The following is a 24,464-nucleotide window of genomic DNA, read 5'->3' as shown; positions in this document are numbered from 1 at the left end:
CGGATATAACGTCCCGCCAGGAGCGGGCCTCCTAAGTCATATCCCCTCAACTGTATATATAGTTGTGTTCCCTGGCGTGTTTGCTAAGGCAGATGTAGCGCCGCGTTTGCTGGCCGTGGCCGGCGCCAGATTTGATAACTATGTTGCCGTGGCAACCACTCGAGCCGTGAGCGGCACATTTCCGTCAGCTTAGATCAAAATTGATATTCGGTCGTGGTCGGGATCACGCGGCGAGCCTATTTAGCGACACTTCACGTTTTTCCTAACCGCCTAAACGCTCAGTGCCTTCCAGTCTCCGCGCCAGCGCTCGGACAAAGGCGTCGAAGCGTTCCTTCCCCTGTGATTGAGCAGCTTCCCCTCCAGCGCCTGGAAGTGGTGGATTTGCCGTAAGCCAGAATCGCACAAATAGCCCCAAGGCCTCGTTCCCAAGTTCGACGTGCTGATCCAGCTGATCCAATTGGCGAAAGACTCTGTCAATTCGACGGCTTAGCGCGGCCTCCATCCGCTCAGAATCATCTGGCGTAAGAAACGACATCAGTGCGGCCTCAACGATCTCAGCCTGCGACACGCGTTTGCGGATTGCCAATTCTGCTAACTGGCTCGCGACCTCGCGCGACAGCCGGAACGTGTGCTTAGATTTCACAGCTCGATCCCGTCGCCGGGATCCATAGCGGCTTGACGTGAGTTCGCGACCATCCTGGCGCGAAGCCGCTCCGACTGCGCTGCATCGTCGTCAGTGTCATCGCCATTGGCGAAGTCGAATTCGCTGGGCTGGGGTTTCGGCGCAGGAGCGATCTCGACGTGCAGCGGCAGTTCCGGTTCTCGTCTAACGCCGCCATTGGCTTCATCTTCGCCGCTCGATAGAATCGACATCGACTGTCGAACAGGCTGTACGACCGGCACTTGGCTCCAGTCGTCTGCCGGTAGCTCACCCATCCGAACAGCTGTGGGCGTCGGCGGTTTCCGGATCCTGCCCTGCAGACGGGGATCGGCATAGTAGCGGGCCTTCTTTGCCCGCACTGGCGGCACGCCGGACAGCATCACGATCTCGTCGGTCTCGGGCAGTTGCAGGATTTCGCCTTGGGTCAGCAGCGGGCGCGAGGTTTCGGAGCGGGATATCATGAGATGCCCTAACCACGGTGATAGCCGGTGACCGGCATAGTTCTTCATCGAGCGCTGCTCCGTGGCCGTGCCCAGCGATTCCGACACGCGCTTGGCGGTGCGCTCGTCGTTGGTGGCAAAGGCCACGCGGACATGACAGTTGTCGAGGATCGAGTTGTTCGCGCCGTAAGCCCGCTCGATCTGGTTGAGCGACTGGGCGATGAGGAAAGCCTTGAGCCCATAACCCGCCATGAACGCCAGCGCGCTTTCGAAGAAGTCGAGGCGGCCTAATGCTGGAAACTCGTCGAGCATGAGCAGCAACCGGTGCCGATCCTTCCCCGCCTCCAGTTCCTCGGTGAGCCGCCTGCCGACCTGATTGAGGATGAGGCGGATCAACGGTTTGGTCCGGTTGATGTCGGACGGCGGCACGACCAGGTAAAGCGTCACCGGGCGTTTGCCATCGACCAGGTCAGCGATCCGCCATTCGGAGCGGCGTGTGACCTCAGCGATCACCGGGTCGCGGTAGAGTCCCAGGAACGACATGGCAGTCGAGAGCACGCCTGACCGCTCATTCTCCGACTTGTTGAGCAGCTCGCGCGCCGCGCTGGCAACAACGGGATGCGGTCCGGCATCGCCCAGATGCGGCGTCGCCATCATTGCCTTCAATGTGGTTTCGATGGTGCGGCCGGGGTCCGAGAGGAAGGCGGCAACGCCGGCGAGCGTCTTGTCGGCCTCAGCATAGAGGACGTGGAGGATCGCTCCGACCAGCAAGGCGTGACTGGTCTTCTCCCAGTGATTGCGTTTCTCCAGACTGCCTTCCGGATCGACGAGGACATCTGCGACATTCTGGACATCGCGCACCTCCCAGATGCCGTGTCGCACCTCGAGCAAGGGATTGTAGGCGGCAGATTTGAGGTTGGTGGGATCGAACAGCAGAACGCGGCTGAAGCCTGAACGGAAGCCAGCGGTCAGTCCCCAGTTTTCACCTTTGATATCGTGAACGATCGCCGAGCCGCCCCAAGTGAGCAGGGTTGGAATGACCAGGCCAACGCCCTTGCCCGAACGGGTGGGGGCAAAGCACAGGACGTGTTCGGGGCCGTCGTGCCGCAGGTAGGTGTTGTGGAATTTGCCCAGCACCACGCCCTTTTCGGCGAGGAGCCCCGCCTTTGTGATGTCACTGCGGGTTGCCCAATGAGCCGAACCGTAGGTGTTGGAACTCCGTGCCTCCCGCCCGCGCCAGACCGACATGGCAATGGCCACCACGATCGCAATCAACCCACCCGAGGTGGCGATCATCCCGGCCTTGTCGAAGATCTGCGGTGCATAGGCATCGTAGGCGAACCACCACCAGAACAGGTCGTATGGCCTGTAGACTGGATGGCCGAACAGTGCGAACCATGGCACACCTAACTCCGGCTGGAAGCCGAGCGCCGAGGCTGCCCACTGGGTAGCTGCCCAGAGACTCGCCAGAATGATGACGAGGACGGCCATGACTTGGCCCCATAGTATCTTCGCGGCGGACAATGGTCATCTCCTATCTGCTTAGGGCGCATGTCAGGGGCCACCACGTCGCATTGCAAGGCTCGATCGGTAAAAGCCGCATGCTGGCGAAGAATCGGAAACCCCCGCGTGAAAGCATGACATCCGGTCGCATGTAGTCTCTAATAATTCTAGATCTGAAGTAGATGATTTAGGTTGATCCCGCGATCTAAAAAATCTAGATCATAGGTAGATTGAATAGATGGGAGTGGTCATGATGAAACTCGTACAAAACTTGGAAAGCGTTCTCGACGCGATCCGATGTTTGAATGTGGAACTCGAAAGCCATTCTGCGCTGGCTGACCGTCTCGGCTTGGCACACGCATTCTACGTTCTCGAACGCGACGGCGAAGGTCCGCTCTTCGGATTCTCGAAGTTCGTCGGCTACGAGAAGCTTTCGGCAGAGCAGTACCTCAACAACTACGGGAAGCTTGACGGTCGGAACACCGAAAACGCACTGAGGCCATGGTTCGACGAAGTTCGGCCTAGCACCCCCGAATATGCCCGCCTCTATTCAGAACTCGAAGCGTGGCTGAATCAGTATGGTAAGCGCCCACGCGGGGGCAAGGCACAGAAAGTTCGGATCATGGTTGTCCGGCCAGAGCTTCGCGAAGCGCGACGGGGCACAACCGAGGATCGTCGACTTCTGGAACTAATGCTTGCGGTTGCTGACCTGTTGCCCGTCAGGCAAAGGCACGAACTGAGAGCAGCACTGTAACGTCAGATCCCGATCCCGCGCGATCGGCCCAGCGTCCAATCGATGCCGCCCCCTGCCTTGATTGTGCCGGAAACATGCTGGCCGAGATGCCTGTCCAGCTGCGGGCGCCATGGCACGAGTTCAAATCCCAGTCCGTCATCGATCACTGCGAACCTGCCAGAGGCCAGCTGCAGGCGTTGCGTGTAAGTGCCCGATACGGCCTCGCCCTCCGCACTTGGCCTGTATGGCATACCGGTGCGCGCGGTGATGGCGGCGGTGGCATCGGCTATTTCCCGCGAGCGTAGCGTGTTCAGGATGTCCCTTGCCATGACGATGCGCCCGGCGCTGCGCGTTGCAAGTCCCTCGGTCACCAGATGCTCGGCACGGGCGTGCTTTGCCTGTTCAATCTCCGCCCCAAACCCGCCTCCGGAGTGGATCGGCTCGGAAGATATCAGCTGCCGGTCCAGCCAGGTGCTCCCGCGCGCGGTGACCTGCTCGGCAAGCGCCAGGTCCGATTGGACCCAGAGCGATTGGCCTTGGCGTCCCCTACGGTCGGTCCAGGATCGCAAGGCCACGATTGCGCCAGACGCGGCATCGCCTGTCTGCTCCAGATCGGCGAAGCGGAGATGGTGGACGCGCCCGTCTGCGCCATCGACCACCGCATAGGCCGCGCCGGTCAGCTCGTCATGCAAGCCGCGTTCGACAAGGCGACCGACGATCGGTTCGTCGGCAGCGCCATCATGCATCGCGAACCGTGCCGTGTCTGCTTGGTAGCCGTGGCCGGTCATGGCACGATGCATGGTCTTGATGATGTCGCCGCGAACACCGAGCTGCCGCAGTGTGAGCTCGAGGTCTGACCTTAGCGCCCAGCAACCCGGCGCAATGCCAGTCGCCAATCCCAGACGCTCGAGCTTACCCGCCCGTCCGATCAGATGCCGTTCGAGTGGTGACTGTGGACCTCGTGGATCGGGGCGAAGATCGATGACGCCACCCAGTTCATCGGCCATGCGCTCCAGCCGCCGGTCGAGGCTGGTCCAGCGGTCAGCTTCGACCTCACGCGCCAGGGCCCGATCGATCTCGCGCTCGCTGCGCGGTCCCAGTTCGATGGTGACCCGCTCCTCGGCGCGGCCACGCATGCCCTCGCGAATATAATCCTTGTCGATCACCAGATCGCGGCCGTCGTCGGCACGCCCACGCATCAGGATATGGATGTGCGGATTGTCGGTGTTCCAGTGATCGACCGCCACCCAGTCGAGCCGGGTGCCGAGATCCATTTCCATATCGGTCACAAGCTCGCGGGTGAATGCCCGGACATCGGCGAGTTCGCCCGCGTCTTCTGGCGACACGATGAAGCGGAAGTGATGGCGGTCATCGGCGCAGCGTGTCGCGAAAGCCCCGCCATCGGCCGGACCATCCGCACTCCCGAACAGCTCGGCATCTTTCCCGTCCCGCGTAACGCCCTCGCGCTTCAGATAGGTGATGTGCCGGGAAAGCGGAGCAGCCAAAAAGCGTGTGCCTGCGTGCCGGACCACCCGGGCCTTGACCAGTACACGGCGCTGACCAGGCTGAACCCGCATCCGCAGCACGGCCCTCCGGCCACGCGCATTGCGTCCAGTCCCGCGGCGACCGTGTCCGGAAATGCCGACGCGCCCGGCCTTGTTGGACAGGGCGCGGACCTGCGCGACGAGCGACCTGGGCTTGGCCGTGCGGCTGCCCCGGTCCCTGACCAGTCTTGGCCGAACAGTGAAGTCGTCGTCGTTCACGGAAACTGGGGGTGGCGAGAGGGCGACGGCGCTGAAAATGGCGAAAAAGCGACGATTGCGGGGATTGCTGCCAGCAGGGCATCAAGGTGGCTGGCGCTGAAAGTCCAGGAATTCCTACACTCTCCACCCCAACCGACGGCGCTGCTTTTATCTTGCCATCCTAATTGGGCCACCCCTTCCAAGATCGAGCTTCCGCACAATCCCGCGCCAAGCCACGCCATCACGCGCGAGAAGGGCAAAAGCGCGGTCACTGCGAACGGCTGCCCGAAACGGGGGCAAAGAGACCGTTGAGGGGATCGGTTTGATCTGAACCTGGTGCAGGCGGCGCGGTGGCGGCAAAGCCGCTGGATGCATCCGCCAAAGGTCCCCTGCGAACCGAGAATAGCTGGGCTTGTGTCCAGGGCCTGCGCACAGGCTGCACGGGCATTGCGCTGGCGACGACAGTCGGCGCGCTGCCAGACTGCACGGCAGGTGCAATCTTGGCGACGTAGGCCCGGGTTTCGGCGGGGAGCGGACGGCCGCGATCTCGCCAGTCTTCGTAGCGGCCAGGTCCTGCATTGTAGGCAGCAAGGAAGCCGGAGGCTCCGTAGCTATCGTACATTTCGCGCAGGTACGACGCGCCCGCCAGAATGTTGTCGCGCGGTTCGAACGGGTCTGCACCGAGCCCGAACCGGGTACGCTGACGCGCCCAGGTTCCGGGCATGAGTTGCATCAGGCCCATCGCCCCCTTTAACGAAACCGCGCTGATCCGCCCCGCGCTCTCGGTGCGCATCACGGCGTAGATCCAGTGCTCGGGAATGCCAAAGCGCCGAGACGCCTCGGCGACGTGCGAAGCGATGTCGACGACGCGCGGCGCTGCCTGTCCGGCAGCGGCCTGCCCTGAGGCTGGCACACTACTGAAGAATGCGATGGCTGTGCAGGCGGCCAGCCCCAAGCGGAACCGTCGCATGGCGCAGTCCGCCTTTTCGCGCCGGGACGGGCGCGACCAGAGCAACACATGTGCGTTGCCTTCGCTCTTGAAAAGGTTGGCACGCAGCGGCTGGATGAATGCGGGGTCGTCGAACTGGATCGCCACGTAGTCGCCAGCCCTCTCGCCAACGTGCTTCCAGCCGGCGCCAACGTCGCGCACCTCGTCACCCTCGCCTGCGATCACGCGAAAGTCCGGCGCACTTTCGCTGTCCGATGGGTCTGCGGGGAGGAGGACAAGATCGATGTCGAGCGTCAGTGTGTGCAGATGTCCGACAAAGCCGCCATCGGCGGCAACAAATGTTCCGATACGCATGGGTCGTTCTCCTTCGTTGGTGTTGGGAAAATTGTCGAAAGTGCGCGGATCCGCGAACCAGACATGGTCGCCATTCCCCGCTTCATCGGTCCAGACAGGTGTCGCGCGGCCGATCACGTCGGCCATGTGCAGGACGCCGAAATAGCGGCCATCGAAGCTGTCGGGCGCGGCCGGGTTCATCACGAAAATCTCACCACTGCGCAGCGTCTGGCAGCCGAACCATACCGGCAGCGGACGACCAAGGCGGTCGCGGGCATGCGCCGCGCCGACGTAAGTGCCGTCGACAGTCACGCCATGCGCGAACCGGCAGACGCGCTGGCCGCGCACCGCGGCGATGCGCTTGATCAGTGGTACAGTGGCTGGGAGATAGCCGCGCGCGGCGAGGAAGCGCCGCAGTTCGGGTGGTGGTTCGAGCGCAACACGCTCGCCCACGTGCAAGCTCGCCGTGCTGCTGATGGCGTAGAGCCCGGTGGGCACGCTGGCTGTCGTGTTCCACACCGCGTACTGCGAGACCGGAACGGTCAGCGTCGCGAGTGTGGCGGCCCCAACGACACCTGCAACGACAGAGCTGCGCCGGATCATGGCAGAAACGCCTTACGCAGGAGCCATGCACGGTGGCGCGCCACGCTGTAGTCCCGAGGATTTTCGCGCCCTGCAAGCCGGTTGTGGATGTGGCGCCAGTGATCGGGGGCAACATCGCACGGATCAATGCCCGCAGACTCGATGGCATCGATCAGGCGGAACACTTGCGCAACCTTGGGCCAGCCACGCAAACTGAGCAGGAGTTCCCCGCCAGGATTGACTTGGGGAACGGGAACGCACGGTTCGTGCGCTTCGACGGCACGAACGATGTCGAACGTCGAGCGAACGGTGCCATATTCGTTGGACGCCCAACGGACCAGGCCGAACACCTGCCCTGCTGCATAGCCTTCGATCCGCTGCTTGCGATCGACGATTCTTGTCGCAACCGGCCTACCGAACTTGAGCCAGTCTTCGCGTTTGCTCTCCTGCCAGACCAATGTGACCTGGGTCAGTTGCGGGGCGCCATCATGTGCAGCGCTGGTGGGCGTGCATGGCGGGACGCTGCCGTCTGTCCACAGGCTCCCTCCCGTTAGCAAGAATCCGAAGGATTCTTTGTTAGCTATGTTAAGGGGCTCGAAGGCCAAGCATTTCTGCGGGTTTGGGGCCGATTCCGGTTCCCGATAGTCCGAACTTTGGGTTCCTGATCGTCCGAGTCCGGCGGTTCCTGATAGTCCGTGTTGCATCACGACTTATCCACAGGGATCAGACCAACTCGCCTCATGGCCGCCTCGAATGGATCGACGGGCAGCGCGACGAAGTTCAGCCGCTCGCGGCCGAGTGTATGTTCGATGGTCAGCGCGTAGCCAGGCAGCGCCTGTCGGCGGACGATGTCGCGCAACTCGAACGCGAAGCGCTTGGGCGGCGAGAGGGCGCCGGATTTGAGATGAAGGTGCTGAAAGTCGAAGCTCCAGCCACCCTTCTGCTTGCCACCGTGCTTGCGCACCAGGCGATAGAGCCAGCGCTCCAGGCCTCCGGTGAGCGCGAAGTAATCAGGGTCGATCGTCAGGACGAGCGCTTGATCGATCACGCCCTCGTAGAACCAGTCGGGCACGATCAGCTCGATGCCGAGGGCACGGCCTGAACCGTCGAGGCGTTCCTTCCATTCGTTGATCCAGGAGAAGCGGTGCCGCCGCCGCGACCCGTTTGATGAGTGCCGCTGGCGGATCGAGGTTGCGACCGAGGTCGACTGCAACCGGTCGAGCCCAGCCTTGAGCCGGTCATAGCTTGCCTTGCCGGTGCCACGCCGGGTGAAGGCGAGGATTTCATGCGGGGTTGCGGCGATCAGGCGCGAGGTCGGCCGGCCCCTGTCACGTGCCTCGACGATCTGGCTGGCGACCCAGATCAGCACATCGGCATCCCAGATGGTCGCCATGCCGTGCTTGGCGGTCGCCTCAACCAGGATCGAGACGTCACCCATCCGGAAATCGATCGGGCGCACCCGCTTGGATTTGGCGAGACTGAAGAAGGGCCAGGCCATCAGGTCCTGCGCATCGCGGGCGGCGATATCGCCGCCGACGCTCACGAACAGATCGAGTTGCACAGGGCTGACCGGGAAGGTTGGCGCGCGAGGCATGATCCTGACTTCAGCGCCGCACCGGCGGGGTGTAGCCGTCCAGCCGCTTGGCGGGGTGGACGACCCCCTTGCCTGGATCGCTGGTCGAGCGGCGAAGCCCCTGCTCGGCCCAGGCATCGAGGTCGACGACTGAGTAGACGATCCGCCCGCCCAGCTTGCGGTATATGGGGCCAGTTCCAAAGCAGCGGTGCTTTTCCAGCGTGCGGGCCGACAATCCGAGGTGAACGGCGGCATCGGGTGTCCGCAAGAAGCGGGCGGTCACGGGTGTGGGTACGGCGTCCATCGCAAGGCTCCGGCGAAAGGTGACAGCGGCAGCGGGCTGTCGCTGAGGTTCGCGAGCATTGGCGTGGCACGGGCGTGCAGGTGGAGTGACACAATGCGCCCTCCCGCATCTGTCACCCCGCCCCGCTGCGGTTGAGGTCAGCGGTGGAGAAGATGCGATGCCTGGCGATGACCAGGCGGCAATCCGGAACATGGACGGCGAGATTCGTTTCCCCTAAACCCGCGACCTCATTTGCAGACCAAGGAACACGCGTAACATGAACAACAGTGACCTCGCCGAACAGATTGCCGCCGATGCCGGCCTGACCAAGACCGATGCGCGCAAGCTGGTGGACGGCGTATTCTCTGCCATCGCTGACGCCGCCGCTGGCAACGATGAGATCTCGATCAACGGCTTTGGCAAGTTCAAGGTGAAGGCCACGCCTGCGCGCGAAGGCCGTAATCCTTCGAGCGGAGCGACGATCCAGATCGCAGCTGCCAAAAAGCTCACTTTCACGCCCGCCAAGGCGGTCAAGGACAAGCTCAACGGCTGAATGCAACAAGCCCCGCCCGGCTAGTGCCGGACGGGGCGTTGCTGGACCTGTCAGTCGCCGTTGGTGCGGCGGGCGCGCGACCAGATCAGATTGAAGCTCTTGCCGTCTTCGTCGTCGAAGAGGTTGGCGAAGATGGGGGCAGTGAAGCTGGGATCGTCGAGCTTGACCGAGAGATAGTCGCGACCTTCGGTCGAGCGCTTGGTCCAAGCGGCGCCGATTTCTGCGCGGCCGACAAAGACCCGGTGCGACGGTGCATTTTCGTTGTCGCTGTCTTCGGGAACGATGCGAACGTTCTTCTGCTGGACCGACATGGTGACGATCTCGCCCTTGTATTCGTTGCCGGTCTTGGTGAAAGTTCCGATGTTGGCCATGATGCATTCCTTCAAGTTGGTCGAACCCGCGCCCATCGCGGCCTCGATGGCTAGTTGAAGGCAGGGGCTTGTGCCCGCTGCATCCGCAGGACCGGAACAGAGTGGAGGACGGCGGCCAGACGGCTTTCTTGTCTCGCGAGGAATGGGCGGAATCGGGGTCCCCATGCGGTCTGCTGCATGGGGTGAAAACGCCCAGGGGAAGAAAGTCGGCGCAGACGGCGTTGCAGCAAGGGATCAAGCGGCGCAGCCATCCCCTGCCAACCAAGGCCATTGAAGAGGCGGCAAAGGGCTGGGGTCCCACTTGACCGGGAGCCATGGCACTTTTTCGGACTCGCCAGACCCGGCTTCGATCAAAAGTGTAACGTCCTACGGTGCGCTTGCAGGTCGTGCTCGCAGGTCCAGATATCGGTAACGCTGATGCGCTGTGCTGGGATCTGATCTTGAACCGCGCATTCGGCTTGCCACAGCCCAGTCCTGTGTTGGTCGCGAATACTCGGTCTTGCTCAGTCCCGGACAACGCCCAGACCCACCACGCCCGGAACAAGAATGGCCAAGCCTGCGCAATGATCGCAGCGCCTGCCTCATAACGGCTCAACTGACCGTGCCAGCCCCGCCCGGAACTCGCCGGGCGGGGCTTTGGAAAATGACGAAGCTAGAGGCGAACGCGGCGCCACTGTGCCCAGGATGCCGCAGCGACAATCGCTGCGCCGAGAAGCGAGACGGCAAACTGCCACTCGCTCGTCGGCATGGTCGCCGCCGCGACGCCGTGGACGGCATGATACCCAGCAACGGCTGCCGGGGCAGCAAAGGCGACACCGATCGCCGCCCGGGCCGTGTCGGGCCTGGCGACAGCGATCGCCAATTGTGCGATTACCAGCAAGATGATCGCAGCAATGGCTGCGGCGGCGAGCCCAGCAACCATCCCGTTTCCACCCCGGTAAGTGGTAGAACCGGCGAGAAAGGCCACGAACAGCGGCAAGGCATGGATCGCAAGGCGAAATAGAAGCGCGCAGCATAGGAATACTGCGACGATTATCAGGGCAATGCCGATCAGCATGGCGTCCTCCTTGAAGCCAAGGGCAAGGGACGCGCTCTCCACCACCACCGCAGCGCAATGTGCTGGGAATCCATAGCAGAAATGCGCCATGGCTGGAATACCCGATGGGCATCCAGCCAGTCGGCATAGTGCGAATTGGCACGATCAGGGATTGAACGGGTCATATTCGTAGACAATGCTGCTGGCATCGCCCTCGAATTCCGATGTTGGAACGGCGGCATAACCGTTGCCGGCGTGGAACAGGGTGACGCAGACCATCAGGGTGCGGGCAAGGCTCCAGGCGTGACGCTGTGCGATGGCGAGTGACATGTTCGAGCTCCTGTCTCGCAAGCAGGGACCATCCCCGCTCGACAGGCCCGGACAGACGGCGCAAAGCCGCAATCACCGCGAAGGCGGAAGGCCGTAGTGGCCGCACGCGAAGCGTAGCGGACCCTCCACGGGTTGATTGAAGGAGGCTTTGGGGCGGCCAACGGATTGGCCTTTGAGAGCGGGGTGGTCGCCTTGCCTTCAGAAACGGAAAGGCTGTGCGGCGTCGCGCCCTACTCCGGTTAGTCGAAGCTTGTTGCCGCAATTGCCAAGAGTTCCACCGTTGACCCACCGCTGGACGTCTCGAAAGCTGCCGCCAGCGAGATCTGAATGCTTGCTTCCTGGTGCGCTCATTGCCAAGTGGCAGAATGTTACCTCACACTCGAGCCATGGTCGCTGCAGCGGCTCACGCCTTTGTCTTTCGCCAAACAGTGTCGGGCGTCCACGATCACGCCACTGGGCAGGATTTGCAGATCGCGGCCGAAACTCGCGGTGACCGGCTTCAAGGCTTTGACGGCGATCGATCATCAAGGTTCGGCGGCCGCCTTCCTCAACTGTACGACGGCAGCGACGATGCCCATGTCTCCCTTGAGATCGAAGGCGCGACGGCGCGGGGTTTTGACCAGCTCTCGAAGAGCCATTACTCACTCACCGTGACTGACCAAATGGTGCAGCTATACGATCACGCCGCCAGCGCCTGGTTTGCATTCAGCATCCAGTCCATATGACTCCGGCCCGGTTCCCCTAACGTCCGATTGGGGCAATTTTCGCCGCATAAGGCGACGTTCGGGACGTTAATCGGATGGGCTAAAACCTGCCATCCGTTCATCCCCCGCTTCCGGTCACATTCACCTTACTGGCGCGCGGCGGAGAGAAGTTGGCTCCCGCTAACTCAGCGGAAGAACCTCCGCCTGGCTAAACCTTCTTCCGCGAGCGGGGGCGAGGGGGTTTCGTAGCCTTTGCCTTCGTGTCTTCCTGCTGTTCCTCCCCGCTGGCAAGCAGGCGGCGGACAGAGGCGAGTGTTTCAATAGCTTGTAAAGCTCCGGCATCGATCTTCTCCCTCAGGATTTCCTCATCCGACCGCGTTTCTTCTTGACGATCACGCATAATGTAGATCGATGATCCACGAACGTGATGGTCCATCAAGGTCTGAATTTTTCGACGAAATTCGACTTCTTCAGCACTCAGAGGAAGTTCGGTCTCGTCGGGATTCGGGAGGTCTTCCGTTAACTTCAGGAGAGTGAGTTGCACCACGAGATTCTCGATCAACTGGTATGCGGCCACAGCCTCGTGTTCCAGTTGGGCATCTTGGTAGGGCCTTTGAGCGAAAAAACTGCGTTTCGGTTCTAGCTTATCGAGAATATCCAAAGCCTTGGATAGGCGCTTGCTGGGATCGACGTTGCCAGGTAACGCCGCACGATGCGACCAAAGGTCAAGGATCAGCTTCTCGATGGCACTATCAATCTTGGCTTTTTCTGCCCCCTGAGCGGCGCGCTGGCTTTCGGCTATCAACTCTGCGATGCGGTTGGCCATCCATCTCGCGAGAGTGTCATCACGACCGGCGACGCCTAGCTCGCGCTCGATCCGCGCGCCAAGTACCGAGATGTTTTCCGGTCGTTTCGATCCGCCCGTTCTGTCGGAAGATGATGATCCGATCAAACTCGGTTTCCTCTTCCTTGACCCCTGTGCGCCGGTAGTCTTTGCCAATGCCCCGCCTCATCGTTAGGCTCAGGACCTATTAAATCGCTTGAATGGAATGCGCTTGGTTGATTCAATGGCGGCGCGAGGAGGCGTTGCCATGAGTGATCTAATCTGGTTGTCGGAGGCGCAAATGCGCCGGATTGAGCCATACTTTCCTTTGTCGCACGGGGTCCCAAGGGTTGATGATTGTCGGGTCATCAGCGGCATCATCTTCGTGATCCGCAATGGCCTGCGGTGGCGTGATGTTCCTGCCGAGTACGGTCCACCCAAAACGATCTACAACCGGTTCATCCGTTGGAGCCGTTTGGGCGTGTTCGACAAAATCTTCGCAGCATTGGCAGCCAAGGGCGGAAAGCAGGATCAGTTGATGATCGATGCGACCCATCTGAAGGCGCACAGGACGGCAGCCAGTCTGCTCAAAAAGGGGCTGTTCCCCGCCGTATCGGGCGCACCAAAGGCGGCCTGAACTCCAAATTGCACGCGGTTTGCGATGGTCATGGTCGGCCGCTGATCATGCTGCTCAGCGAAGGCCAGATGAGCGACTTCAAGGGCGCGGCGCTGATGATCGACGCCTTTCCCAAGGCCAAAACCCTGCTCGGCGACAAAGGCTATGACGCCGACTGGTTCCGCGATGCCCTGGCTGACCGCAAGATCGCCGCCTGCATCCCGTCAAAAGCCAATCGCAAAGTCCAAATCCCGCACGACACCATTCTCTATCGTCGTCGGCACAAGATCGAGAACATGTTCGGCAGACTGAAGGACTGGCGCCGCATCCATACCCGCTACGACCGCTGCGCCCACACCTTCATGTCCGCCATCTGCATCGCAGCAACCTTCATCTTCTGGCTCAATCAATGAGTCCTGAGCCTAGCTCAACCGCAAGGTCGAGTTTGGTTTTGTCTAGCAGCTCTTTCAATTTGTCTCGTCGGATCAGCAAGCGATGACCGTGGACGCGATACCTAAAATCAGAGCGGTCGCTGTAATTGGCATCATCGCTCCAAGCACGATCTTGTATCGCCACCCGGCCGTCTTGATCCAGCCAATTAGGATATCCGTGGGGGCAATGGCTTAGACCCAGCAATTTGAGTACCCAATGTCTGGGCGCGATTGATGGTCGTGTTAGGTCGCCACGGAATCGATCGTGCTGATCGAGTCCGGTGTCGGTGTCGCAATCGTGCAGGATCGAACGAAGTGTGAAGTCTCCATGATTGATCTCGTCATCATCGCGGATCGCTAAGCGGTACCCATAGGAGTTGGGAGACGCTTCCAGCGTGCGCCGCAGAGATGAGGCGGTTTCGCCTGACACTAGGCAAGACTCCACGCGTACGGTTGCGGTCAGCGAATGGCTACTTGCCCATTGGTCACTCGCCAGCACCAGCCAATCCGCGTCCTCAAGCGCTAGTTCGCGGCGATAGTCATCCTCATCACGCTTTTTGAGCCAAGTCGCATCCGTAGTTGGCTCTCGCCATGCCTGCACTTCCAATGGTTTTGGAAGCCGAAGGTCGCTAAGCCAAATCGGGGCCATGGTTAGCCCTTGTCGCTCAAGCCATGCTTCGAATCGGTCCCAGTTATCGGCATCCTTATCGAGCGGTTCGCTCACAAGGAAATCGCCAACGGCACAATACATCGCGTGAGTTTCAAGGTAGGTGTGGTAGGTCTCGATGGATGGGTTCGAGCCGTGGGACGTGCTGGTCGAAAAGCCGTCCTTTCGCCAAAGATTTGAACCTCGTCGCAAGGCATCAACGTCACGCGCACGCTCTGGCGAAGCCCACTCCTCTAGAATCCAGTGCTCGGCCCGATCGAGAAACTTCTTTGCGCTGGGATTTGCAAAGCCCCTTACGGCATAGTCGTAGCAATACGGCAGAGTGTCCATCGTATCAAATCTGAACTTCCTATTCTTAGTATGATCCGTTCCATATTTCTCAAAAGTCGAACGGTATCCTTTCCCCTTTTTCTTGGCTCTTGCTTTGGCCGGCGCATTAATCTGCACAATACGAAGCGCTTCTGCGGATGAAAATTGATCTGGGTTACGATAAACCAAGCCTTTAAGGGCCAATTGCGCAAATGAACGAATGAGAACATGCGGAAAGGATGCAGATTCGCCGATGGCGAACAGGACATCCTTGAAACACATAATCTGTGAGGGTGATTCCCAAGCGGCTCTAGCTATCCCTATGAGCAACCATAGTCTGGAACTTAGTATGTACGGGGGCGCTTCGGGGTGCCCAAAGCTGTGGTTCCCGTCTTGGTCATAGCATTCGAACATGCTGTAGAGCGTGCTCGTTTGATCAAGTTGGGCCAAACGGCGTACCACGTGCGCCGCCTGCCAACGTAACGGAACGATCGGGCTTCCGAGTAGAGCGAATACGAATTGAGACACACCGAGTGGCGGATCAACCGGCACACCATTCATGTTGGGCAGCATGCGGTCTGAGGGTTCAAGACGAATGAGTCGGCGTGAAATGTGATCTCTAAGTGCGTCCGCGCAGTCTTCGCCAGGCCCTCGTGTCGCGATCTCTGCCGCCAAGAAATATATAGTTGCAGAATGTAATTCGTCGATCGACTGCGCGACCCCAGACAACAATGCGTCGATTACCGCTGTCCCATTCGCATCAGTAAGCGCGATGAGCGACCCTAACCGGGATTGGCCCATCTCAAGGTAGCGAGTTAGCGCTGGTAGATTGTTGGCAATCACGTTCAGCAGGTGCTTCCGGCACCAACGCGCCACGCCCGGCGTATCCTTCCAAGCGCTCAACCAGCGGAAAAGAAATTCGCCGAACTGATAGGTGAGTCTGAATCTCTCAGCATCGGGGGTGACGTACGTCAGAATGTCCACGCGTCGATGTTCAGGAAGCGCGAGCAGGCTGCTCGAGAGTACGGTGTCCTGCGTGAGATAGCTACCTTCTGGCGCGGCACTAATGACCGAATTGAGAGCCTCCGCCAGATCGTCCGCAGATGAGATTTTCGTCCAATCAAGCTGAGTTGATTGCTTGGCGAGGCCAGAGATATCCACCGAGCCCCCCCTATCGGTGGTCTTAGGAAGACCTTCTAGGAATGCTGCGGCATCCAAAACATGGTTTCCGGCCTTGCCGGCCTTTGCGACCCGCGCGCCCAGTTGTTTGCTCAGTGCGGGAATTGAGCCATTGCCTCGAATGAGGGCGTCTTTGGCAACGATTGCCCAGCACCGATCGTCCACGCCGCTGTCAAGTCTACTGAGTTCGTCCAGAACACGGCTGGACGGTCCATCGAGAAGGGCGAGCAACGCGGTTATGCAAGGGGCAGATAGTGCTTTAGACCTGATGCACGCGGTCAAGATTGGGTCGAGCAACTCGTCAAGGCCGGTGAGGCCAATCTCATGAAATCTGGCGCAAATGGCGAAGGCGTGAGGGGGCGAAAGATACGCAAGGGCCGCGGCGATCTCTCGCCAAGGAAACCCATCATTGGACCCAACTCTGAGCCCCACGTCTTGCGCTATTGCGCCTAGATCGCGCGCGATAGACATCGCAGCATCATCGCCTAAGTACTCTCGGGCATGCCTCGAAAGTTGCTCACAGATCGCCAACGCATGCACCGATTCAGCGTCGATCTCTGAGGCGATCTCGATTGCGAGATCAAAACCCTCCAGAGCAACCTTGTGACTCTGCAGTAGCGCGATGCGCGAGTATCGAGTTATGCCTTCGATCTTGTCGTACGAAGGAACCTTCTCTTCGCGCCAAGCGACGTTAACCTCTCGAATCTTGTCGAGAACGAGTTCCTTCGTTCGAGGGACGAACTGAGCAAAACGAAGCAGCTGACTGGCCGCACTTCGTCCAGGAAACTCGAACTTTTGGAACAGCGAAAGCGTGACATCGAAAAGATCGGTCGACGGAATGTCTTCAATTGCGAACAAGAGCAGAAGAGATCGAGCGAGATAGTGATCGCGTGTCCGAAGGTCGAACCTCTCCTCTTCGTAGGCGAACGACCCTGTCGGCAGCTTTAGCGATTTGCGAATTGCTTCAACTGCCTCGGGTGCGCTGATACTCCCACGCAGAATTGCCGCGCGAGTCTGGTACGCTGGCCAAACTCTTTCGACGCGTTTGACTGCTTTCGCGACGTTTTCATCGCGTTCCCGCTTCTTAAGCTGTGCAGCTTTGGATCGCCCTCGCACCACCGGCGCGACAACAAAGTCACTCGCTCTCGATGTCCGTCCGGCTAGATTTTGGTAGAGCGCGAACGCCCGGAGAACCATGTTAGCAGCGACAGATACGTGCCGGTCGAAGCGAACCCGCGACCTGACATCTCTGGAGCACATTGGCGCGAGAATGCTCCTGATCTTAGTCTTCGTGGCGCCATGAATCAGTGCCACCTCAATCGCGGAGATCCACAACTCAAGTACGTCTAGCGAAGTTCCTTCATCGCCGTAGCTTTGCTCGGCAGAGGTGAATAGCGCAGCCGCGGCTGTGGCATGCCTTTCGAGATCGGCCAGCAACTCTACCTCGTCGAACGGACGCCCTCCTAAGGCGAGCAGAGCCTGCGCCAGCCCCTTGCCTGGAAATCCATTGGGCAAGTGTGATAGATAGCTCTGAAGAGCTTCAAAATTGCCTTTCCGGGCGAGCCGGTCGATCAATGCGAAACGTATGCTCTGCCGGAACCTGATTGGGCGCGCGCCCAGCGTAACGCGGTGTGCGGCTTCCCAACCTTCCACGCCAGCTACGCCTTCGATCCAAGCCGCTAGGTCGGGGGCATTGAGCTGCCAATCACGTTCGCCATATTCATCGTGCTCTTCATTGCGCCGCCGCTCTCGAAAGCTCTCAAGCCAGGCCGAAAGGAGTCTCTTCTCGGAGGAATATTCGAGCCGGTCGCCGCTCTCGCTGGCAACTGCGATTGACTGCATCAGGAAGCTTCCGTGCCCCGGTCTTTTTGTCGGGTCGGCCAGAAAGATTTGACGCATCTGATCTTGCGAGAACCTCGCTGCTAGATCGAGGTTGTCGAAAAGCAATTCTCGGATCGCTGCGTCTTTCCGGAAAGCGTCGGCACCGGCCAACAAGAGCGTGGTCGCATCGCGCGCGTTTCCGGTTTGCCGACATGAGCGGATTGCCGCTCGCATACGGCGCTCGTAGACAAGCGTGCGCAAGGCAGGGTCATCTATCGGGTAGTCCGACATCTGCTGTTGTGCGAGCGCGAGAACCTCATCCAATCGGCCTGCCCGAAAGAGAATGTCGGCCGCATGTTCGGCTGCATAGGCATCGCATTGGGAGAGCTTTTCTAAGTGACTAGCCGCGGCTTCGAGGATTTCCGGACTCAGGGCAGCGCCGTGATCCCGGATATGTGCTTCGAAATCTTCGTCCCGAAAGCCTACATGCTCGCTGTCCACGATGACGCCAGGAGACAAGTCAGCCAGGATGTCGCGCGTATGCGCTTCGTCTAATCCGCAAGCCGCTGCCAGGCAGTCGATCGGGACAGGGCGAGGCAACAAAGTCAAACCCGCGCAGAGCCGCTTGATGTCGCCGCCCGCTCCGACCTTCTTGAACGCATTTTCGATTATTTCATCGAAAATGCCCCCCAGATTCTTTCCGTTCGGGGCAAGGAAATCGAGCAGGCGGGACACGTCATCGTCGGCAGCCTTTAAGACATACTGAAGAACACGTGGATTTCCTCCCGAGAGCCGATGAATCTCTCCAATCCTTTCGTCCTCGTCGTCGATGGGGAGTTGGCTCTTGAGAAACTTCAAAGTCTCCTCGCGAGTAAATCCCGTAAGCGACACGAGCTTGTAGTCCCGAGGAAGGGCGAGCTGACCAAGCCGTCCTGAGCGTGCGCTAACCAGAAAGCGCACATTCGCTGGTTGCGTGCCCAACTCAAGGAACGCGGGCACGAATGACTGCATGTCGGTCGTCTCATTTGCAGCGGTCACAGCGTTGTCGGCTGCATCCACAGCCACGACTAACAACGCGTCCTCATCCAGCGAGGCCAATGTCTCAGCCACCTTCTTTAGGCGTGTTGAAAAAAGCCTCACGTGATCGGCGTCACGATCCTGAGACACCAAAAGGGGAAGGAGCAGCTCCGCACTTGCATCATTGCCCATCTGGCGGAACGCATCGCTCGGCTTATGCCGGAGGCCGTCAGAATCCAGATATGAGCCAGCGCCGTAGCAATCGTAGATTACCATCACCGAGTTGCTCGGTAGCCGGCTGGAAATTTCCTGAAGCACTGTCGTCTTGCCTTCACCGCCCTGGCCGTGAAGACAGACCCTCGCGGTGCCTGTGTGCCAGATGTCGATAATTTCGCGAGAGGCCGCACGTTGAACGAGATGCTCCAATGGCTCTATTTCGTTCGGACAAGGAAACAGAGTTTGAGCACCAACATTGAAAACGCCCCCGAGGATGCTTTCCACCGTGATGGGAGCACCTTCGCCCTCGGGTTTCATTCGATTTCGGATGAAAACGCGAAACTTGTCCACGTATCTGGCGGTGTCAGTCGGCTCCCAAGCTGCGATCTCAAGGATCAATTTTTCCTCTAGCTGATGGCGGCCCACGGTCCCCAACTCGGATAAGTCCAACGCAGACCAGAACGCCGAAAACTCAGCAGCTTGAAGCCCAGCCGCGCGGCGAATCTCGGCAAGTTCATGATCTTCAGATGGCAAGTCCAGAAGTCTCTCCAACTCCGCGGACGCGGGCTGGTTGCTCACCAGTTTCACGGTGATCTTCTCGTCGCGAGCCAAGTGAGCATATTTGGTTGCCATCGCCGCATAGGCTTCCGACAGCCGGGCAATGACTGAGCTGTTGCGCGCCTTGCGCGCAGATTGAGTTAGGCGAGCAAGCGACCACGGCTTGGAAGGCTCCGAACCCGAATACTTTAGCTGAACGAGTTCAATGCAATTGAATGTCCCATCGGTGCCGCCATGATAAATGGCGCAATCGACCCCATCCCACGCGGCTCGATCTGATCCGACCTCGTCTTCAGCTAACACCCCTTCAACGGTGACTTGCTGGACTGTCGAATGGGGAGCAACAATCTCAAGCGCCCGTCGCATTGCCCAAATTTCATGGAAATCATCGCCAGCGTTGCCACCGCGTTTGCCGGAATATTCAGTGCGAGCCATGAGGGTGTCTAACTGTGGCTAGCTTCGCTCACAATGGCGCGCTTGGGAAAAGTCGCGCACAGGGCCGGTCCTTCCATTCCTTGCAGTCAGCAAGGTTATCCAGGGTCGTGCGTTCACGATGCCGCGCCAAGCGCCATGACCAAATACCCGCTTCCAGATCTGCTGAACACGACGCCGCACGACCGGCGCGCAGCCGATATGCCGACTTATCGTCCAGAATGACCGCTATCCGCAATTCACTCCCTAGAACTGCCGTTCCGGAGTGTCCCCAACCTTGGTCATTACGGGCCGGAGATTGCGACGGTGAATGTATGGCGGCTTAGATCTGAAGCGGACTTACCGGTCAGTCCCTAGCCTCGGTCATTCGATCGCCCAAACCGTAATCCCCATCTTGCGAGCCTTGTCGACCAGGTTGGCATTGATGCCATTGCCTGGACAGGCAACCACAGCCTTCGGCATCACCTCGAGCATTTGATCGTTGCGACGGAACGGAGCCGCCTTCTTGAACCGTTCCCAGTCGGGCCGGAACGGAACATGGGTGATCTTGCGTGCGCGTGCCCAGAGCGAGGCGATGTGTTCGCCGCCGGTCGGATTGCCGCCATGAAACACGACCATGTCGGGATATTTGGCGAGAACTTTGTCGAGCGCAGCCCATATGCGGTTGTGATCCTGATAGGCGGGACCCGAGGTGAATGCGATCCGCGTGCCGGCGGGCAGCATCGGCTCGGTTTCCGACCGGCGCTTGGCGGCAAGGAAGTCGCGGCTGTCGATCATCGCGGCGGTCAGGGTGCGATGGTTGACCAGTGATCCGGTGCGCGGCGTCCAGGCTTTACGGAAATGCGCTTCGAACTGGTCGGCGGCGGCTTCGCGCATGAACTCCATGGCGTTGCGGCGTTCGATCAGCCCGATGCCTTCGCGGGTATGCCGTTCGAGCTCGACAGAATTGACTTCGGACCCATCCTGCTCGCGCTGACTGCGTTTCTGGGCATCTTCATTGTCATCGAGCTCGCGCTGGATGCGGAACTCGGCGCGGTGGAAGAGGTTGGCGAGCGACCAGCACAGATCTTCCAGATCGGGTTCGAGCCTCGTGTCGATCATGGTGGCGATGAGGGCATCGAACATGTCGACGACGGCACCAGCAGCGATGCGCTCCTCCGGGAGTGGCCGTGGGTCGGCTTCATCCGAGAACGGGCGATAGCCGTAAAGGGCGATTTCATCGAGAAGATGGGCGGTGGGCGAGACTTCGTGTTCGGGTTCGGAATCGGGCATGATGGTCATGGGACAAGTCCTTGGGGCCTTGGAACCGGGCACCTTGCCCGGCCTTCATGGGCGTCCCTCTGACCGGCTGACGGGAGGGCGCACCCGCCGCTCGGGGTCCCCAAAAAGTAATACTTTTTGGGGTGGGCCAGGGCCGAAGCGCAGCGGAGGATGGCGGACGGGCGGCTATTTTGGTTCGCGATGGAAAGGCGCGTTTGCGCCGCCGGAAAATAGCCGCATGACCGCCGTTGCGGCCACCCGGCAGCCGGTCTCTCGGACGCCTCCCCGGAAGGCAGGGCTGGTCCGGAACACTGGCCCTGGATGATGCGCGCCACAGCTCGATCCTCCGACCCCGTATCGGCTCGGCCTCAGTCGATGGAGAAGTGCGTGCGATCCTGCTCATGCAGCTGAAGGCGAACCCGCTCACCCAATGCTGATGCGCCGTGCTGGCAGAGATCGTCGTTGAAGTCGGCGAGGTCAGGCATGAGCGACACGAGCTCGATCCCCGCTGCCTGCGTGCGGTCGGTCAGGATGCCAAACGCCGCGTCGCCTGCTGCATCCCAGTCGCGCGCGACGTAGAGGCGCTGAAGCGTCGGCGGGAAAAGGATGGCGGCGAGATGGGCCGACGAGGTTGCGGCTGCCATCGGCATGGTCGGCAGGACTTCGCGCAACGACAGCACGGTCTCGATGCCTTCGCCTGCAATGAGGACGTCATCCGCTGTTCCGAACCGGACCGCGTTGCCGAGCATATTGCCCATGGCCCGGCGCGGCGATGCAACATTGGCCTTCCCGACGCCCGAAGGGTCAATCCACGTGCGATGCGTGCCGGTCTGCACACCGTCGTTATCGGTCACCGTTGCAATCAGTGCCGGAAAAGCGCCGGGGGTTCCGGGGGCGTCACCTTCATTGGCTCGGTAATAGCAGCGCTGATGAAAGCGCAGGGCTGGCAGGTCCGAGACCAGTGTGATGCCGCGTGAGCGCAGATAGGCGTTAGCCAGCGATCCGATCAGCGGCTTCGATGCAGCGAAAAGCCGTTTGGCAGCAGTTGTGGACCCGGTGTGTGCGGGCTTGGCGAAGGATGTGGCAGTGCGCTCATCGTTCGAGGCCGATAGTGGCAGGCTGAGGAAGCGTTCGGCCTCATTGATGGTCTCGGCCAGTCGGCCATGCCGCTGATTGAGGCGGATGAGATCGACGAGATCGCCATGCTCGCCGGTCGCGGCGTCGACCCAGTTGCCGATCCTGCCACGCTCGGTCTCGAACAGGCGGATGTAGAGGCTGCGTCCGGGCGTGCCGGCAACATCGCCAACCATCCAGTAGCGGCCTTCGCGGCGCCCTGAAGGCAGATAATGGCGGCAAACGGCCTGCGCATTTTGCGCAAGCCGTTCCGATAGTTCCGCCGCGCGAGTGGATAGAGTCCCCTGTTCGAGTTTGCTCAGGACAGGCATGTCAGGCAGCCTTCCGGTCGGCGATGCGGGCCAGAGGATGCCGTTCGAACAGCCGCTCGATCACCGCCGGTCCTGTCACAACATCATCCGGCACGAACAGGCGCAACTTCCAGCTGATGATCTCGGAGAACAGCCCCATGGCCTTCAGCCGGTCGACCGCCGCCTGCCCGAACCCGGTGAGTTCGATCCGGTTGACCTGCATCAGCCGCGAACGGCGCAGTTGCAGTCCATCGGCAAGGTCGAGCACGGTGTGGCCTTCCCGCAGCTGGGCGAGTGCTTGTGGTGGCAAAAGGACCGGCGCGTCCGTTCTGGCAGTTGCGCTCGCGGCCCATGCCGAAGAAACCCTGCGCCCGACAATGCGCGTGCCATCGTCTGTCTGAAGCCGGTAAACGCGAGTAGATTCTTCAGGGAGCTGCTTCCAAATCGGCAGCAGCAGGCCCGTTACAATGTGCAGTTCGCTTTGCGTGAATTCCTCGACCTGTTCCAGTTCGGTCTGCCAGGTTGCTGCGAAGGTTTGCTCGTCCACCTCCTCCCAGCTGGTCTCCGCCAAATAGTTCAGGGCGAAGTTCAACCGTTCCATCGGCCGGATCAGCCGGATGCGACGCTCCACCTCGCCGTCATCGAGCATGAGGCTGCGGGCGGGAAGCTGGACCGCAGCGCGTTTCGAGCGGGCGTTGACCAGCAGCCATGCACCGGGTTCGCGCAGCAAATCGAGCGCCTTCTCGAGCGTCACCGGCTGGTTGCGCTCGCGCATGGCAATCGTGAGCAAGCGGGTCTCGGCGCCTGTTGCGGGGTGGACGTAGATCGGCTCGCTACCGGTAACGGTGAAATTGTCAGCAGTCAGCGTTTCGAGTCCGAGATCGTAGCTTCCCGCGGCAATCGCACTCTCGACCTTGGCGGTCAGCATTTTCTCGAACACCGTGAACAGCACGTTCTGCATCGCGATGGTCAAGGCCAGCAACCGGTTGAGGAAGGTCGTGATCGGCGGCAGGTCGTCCTTCAGGCAACCGCTACCATCGGTCAGCGACAGGCCAGTCATGCTCTCGAAAATCGCGAGCGAGCAATGCTCGACCTTGCCCGCGTAGATCAGGACATAGAGTTGGCGTAGCGCATCACGGGCGTAGGGGCTTTCGAGATTGTCCTCCGGTCGGAACAGTCCTTGCCCTCCTGTCTGGCGCTGCCCGCGCGTGATCGCACCCAGCGTGTCTAGCCGCCGGGCAATGGTCGAGAGGAAGCGCTTCTCGGCCTGAACATCGGTGGCAACCGGCCGGAACAGCGGCGGCTGCGCCTGATTGGTGCGGTTGGTTCGCCCCAGACCTTGGATTGCGGTGTCGGCCTTCCAGCCCGCTTCGAGCAAATAATGGTGCCGCAGCCGCTGGTTCCGCGCGCCCAGATCGGCATGGTAGCTGCGCCCGGTACCCCCGGCGTCGGAGAAGATGAGTATCTGCTTCCTGTCTTCCATGAACGCCTGCGCTTCGGCAAGGTTGGCATGGGCAGGCCGGTTCTCCACGGCGAGCCGGTCGCCATTCGCATCAACCTTCCGGACGATCCGGCGCGAACGACCGGTGACTTCGGCCACCATGTCGGTCCCGAACCGCTGGACGATCTGGTCGAGCGCGCCTTGCACCGGTTCCATCGACGCCAGCTGTTCGATCAGCCGGTCACGGCGCTCGATGGCTTCGCGGCACTGCACGACATTGCCATCACGGTCATAGGCAGGCCGAGAGGCGAGATTGCCATCGCCATCGGTGAAGCTCTCATGGAGCTGGGTCGGGAAGCTGTGAAGGAGGTAGTCCAGAACATATTCTTTGCAGTCGCAGTTTATGTCGAGCGTGGCGGCGGGAGGCGCAGGTTTCCTTCGGTTTTCCATGATTTCACTCCAGATAATTGCCTGACA

The 24,464-nt window shown here is 60.4% G+C and carries 19 protein-coding genes; 4 read left to right on the top strand and 15 right to left on the bottom strand.

Going from position 1 to position 24,464, the window contains the following annotated elements; translation table 11 throughout:
- Positions 1–262 precede the first annotated feature (262 nt).
- Positions 263–643 carry a ribbon-helix-helix protein, CopG family gene (locus tag GGQ88_RS19355; RefSeq protein ID WP_183615109.1) on the bottom strand — a complete coding sequence of 127 codons (381 nt, stop codon included), beginning with the start codon at positions 641–643 and terminating at the stop codon, positions 263–265.
- The gene (locus GGQ88_RS19350) at positions 640–2,625 is read right to left on the bottom strand and encodes a conjugal transfer protein TraG (protein ID WP_183615108.1); all 1,986 of its coding nucleotides are present in this window, start codon (positions 2,623–2,625) and stop codon (positions 640–642) included. The genes GGQ88_RS19355 and GGQ88_RS19350 overlap by 4 nt, the downstream gene beginning before the upstream one ends.
- Positions 2,626–2,854: 229 nt before the next feature.
- On the opposite strand from GGQ88_RS19350, the gene GGQ88_RS19345 reads away from it, so the two are divergent.
- Positions 2,855–3,358 (top strand): hypothetical protein, encoded by a 504-nt coding sequence (locus tag GGQ88_RS19345; RefSeq protein WP_183615107.1) that lies wholly within the window; start codon positions 2,855–2,857, stop codon positions 3,356–3,358.
- Positions 3,359–3,360: 2 nt separating this feature from the next.
- Here the strand turns inward: GGQ88_RS19345 and GGQ88_RS19340 are convergent, their stop codons facing one another.
- The 5 genes from GGQ88_RS19340 to GGQ88_RS19310 all read right to left on the bottom strand — a co-directional run bounded on the left by GGQ88_RS19340 (position 3,361) and on the right by GGQ88_RS19310 (position 8,820).
- Positions 3,361–5,100: a DUF3363 domain-containing protein gene (locus tag GGQ88_RS19340; protein ID WP_183615106.1), complete on the bottom strand. Its 1,740-nt coding sequence runs from the start codon at positions 5,098–5,100 to the stop codon at positions 3,361–3,363.
- 247 nt (positions 5,101–5,347) lie between these two features.
- Positions 5,348–6,964 carry a DUF736 family protein gene (locus GGQ88_RS21840; protein ID WP_425490471.1) on the bottom strand — a complete coding sequence of 539 codons (1,617 nt, stop codon included), beginning with the start codon at positions 6,962–6,964 and terminating at the stop codon, positions 5,348–5,350.
- The gene (locus GGQ88_RS21440) at positions 6,961–7,416 is read right to left on the bottom strand and encodes a DUF2840 domain-containing protein (RefSeq protein ID WP_281372534.1); all 456 of its coding nucleotides are present in this window, start codon (positions 7,414–7,416) and stop codon (positions 6,961–6,963) included. Before GGQ88_RS21440 ends, GGQ88_RS21840 begins: the two co-directional genes overlap by 4 nt.
- Positions 7,417–7,646: 230 nt before the next feature.
- Entirely contained in the window at positions 7,647–8,537 is an 891-nt protein-coding gene (locus GGQ88_RS19315; protein WP_183615104.1) for a replication initiator protein A, read from the bottom strand.
- Positions 8,538–8,547: 10 nt separating this feature from the next.
- Positions 8,548–8,820: a helix-turn-helix transcriptional regulator gene (locus GGQ88_RS19310; protein ID WP_183615103.1), complete on the bottom strand. Its 273-nt coding sequence runs from the start codon at positions 8,818–8,820 to the stop codon at positions 8,548–8,550.
- Between the two features lie 256 nt (positions 8,821–9,076).
- Between GGQ88_RS19310 and GGQ88_RS19305 the strand changes: the two genes are divergently transcribed.
- On the top strand, positions 9,077–9,352 hold the full coding sequence (locus GGQ88_RS19305; RefSeq protein ID WP_183615102.1) for an HU family DNA-binding protein: 276 nt from the start codon (positions 9,077–9,079) through the stop codon (positions 9,350–9,352).
- 50 nt (positions 9,353–9,402) lie between these two features.
- Here GGQ88_RS19305 and GGQ88_RS19300 read toward each other — a convergent pair whose 3' ends face one another.
- The 3 genes from GGQ88_RS19300 to GGQ88_RS19290 form a co-directional block, all read right to left on the bottom strand.
- Positions 9,403–9,723 carry a DUF736 domain-containing protein gene (locus tag GGQ88_RS19300; protein ID WP_183615101.1) on the bottom strand — a complete coding sequence of 107 codons (321 nt, stop codon included), beginning with the start codon at positions 9,721–9,723 and terminating at the stop codon, positions 9,403–9,405.
- A gap of 652 nt (positions 9,724–10,375) precedes the next feature.
- Complete coding sequence (locus tag GGQ88_RS19295) at positions 10,376–10,822, bottom strand: hypothetical protein (RefSeq protein ID WP_183615100.1); 447 nt, start codon at positions 10,820–10,822, stop codon at positions 10,376–10,378.
- 102 nt (positions 10,823–10,924) lie between these two features.
- Positions 10,925–11,089, bottom strand: a complete 165-nt coding sequence (locus tag GGQ88_RS19290) for a hypothetical protein (protein WP_183615099.1) — start codon at positions 11,087–11,089, stop codon at positions 10,925–10,927.
- Positions 11,090–11,475: 386 nt separating this feature from the next.
- Here GGQ88_RS19290 and GGQ88_RS19285 point away from each other — a divergent pair, with 386 nt between their 5' ends.
- Positions 11,476–11,814, top strand: a complete 339-nt coding sequence (locus GGQ88_RS19285) for a hypothetical protein (protein WP_246386368.1) — start codon at positions 11,476–11,478, stop codon at positions 11,812–11,814.
- Between the two features lie 187 nt (positions 11,815–12,001).
- Here GGQ88_RS19285 and GGQ88_RS19280 read toward each other — a convergent pair whose 3' ends face one another.
- On the bottom strand, positions 12,002–12,745 hold the full coding sequence (locus GGQ88_RS19280; RefSeq protein WP_183615097.1) for a hypothetical protein: 744 nt from the start codon (positions 12,743–12,745) through the stop codon (positions 12,002–12,004).
- Between the two features lie 139 nt (positions 12,746–12,884).
- On the opposite strand from GGQ88_RS19280, the gene GGQ88_RS19275 reads away from it, so the two are divergent.
- A protein-coding gene (locus GGQ88_RS19275) for an IS5 family transposase (protein WP_183615121.1) occupies positions 12,885–13,645 on the top strand; the annotation gives its coding sequence in 2 pieces (ribosomal slippage) (positions 12,885–13,218 and positions 13,218–13,645; 762 coding nt in all).
- Here GGQ88_RS19275 and GGQ88_RS19270 read toward each other — a convergent pair.
- The 4 genes from GGQ88_RS19270 to GGQ88_RS19255 all read right to left on the bottom strand — a co-directional run.
- Positions 13,635–19,865 carry a hypothetical protein gene (locus GGQ88_RS19270; RefSeq protein ID WP_183615096.1) on the bottom strand — a complete coding sequence of 2,077 codons (6,231 nt, stop codon included), beginning with the start codon at positions 19,863–19,865 and terminating at the stop codon, positions 13,635–13,637. The genes GGQ88_RS19275 and GGQ88_RS19270 overlap by 11 nt on opposite strands.
- A gap of 360 nt (positions 19,866–20,225) precedes the next feature.
- Complete coding sequence (locus tag GGQ88_RS19265) at positions 20,226–21,143, bottom strand: DUF2493 domain-containing protein (RefSeq protein WP_183615095.1); 918 nt, start codon at positions 21,141–21,143, stop codon at positions 20,226–20,228.
- 347 nt (positions 21,144–21,490) lie between these two features.
- The gene (locus tag GGQ88_RS19260) at positions 21,491–22,567 is read right to left on the bottom strand and encodes a DUF7146 domain-containing protein (protein ID WP_183615094.1); all 1,077 of its coding nucleotides are present in this window, start codon (positions 22,565–22,567) and stop codon (positions 21,491–21,493) included.
- A 1-nt stretch (position 22,568) separates the two neighbouring features.
- On the bottom strand, positions 22,569–24,464 hold a 1,896-nt coding region (locus tag GGQ88_RS19255; RefSeq protein ID WP_425490470.1), incomplete at its 5' end, for a strawberry notch C-terminal domain-containing protein.

Origin of the sequence: Novosphingobium hassiacum (assembly GCF_014196055.1) — a bacterium.
GTDB lineage: Bacteria > Pseudomonadota > Alphaproteobacteria > Sphingomonadales > Sphingomonadaceae > Novosphingobium > Novosphingobium hassiacum.
The sequence above is the reverse complement of the archived record's forward strand: the minus strand, read 5'-3'. Positions and strand labels throughout refer to the sequence as shown.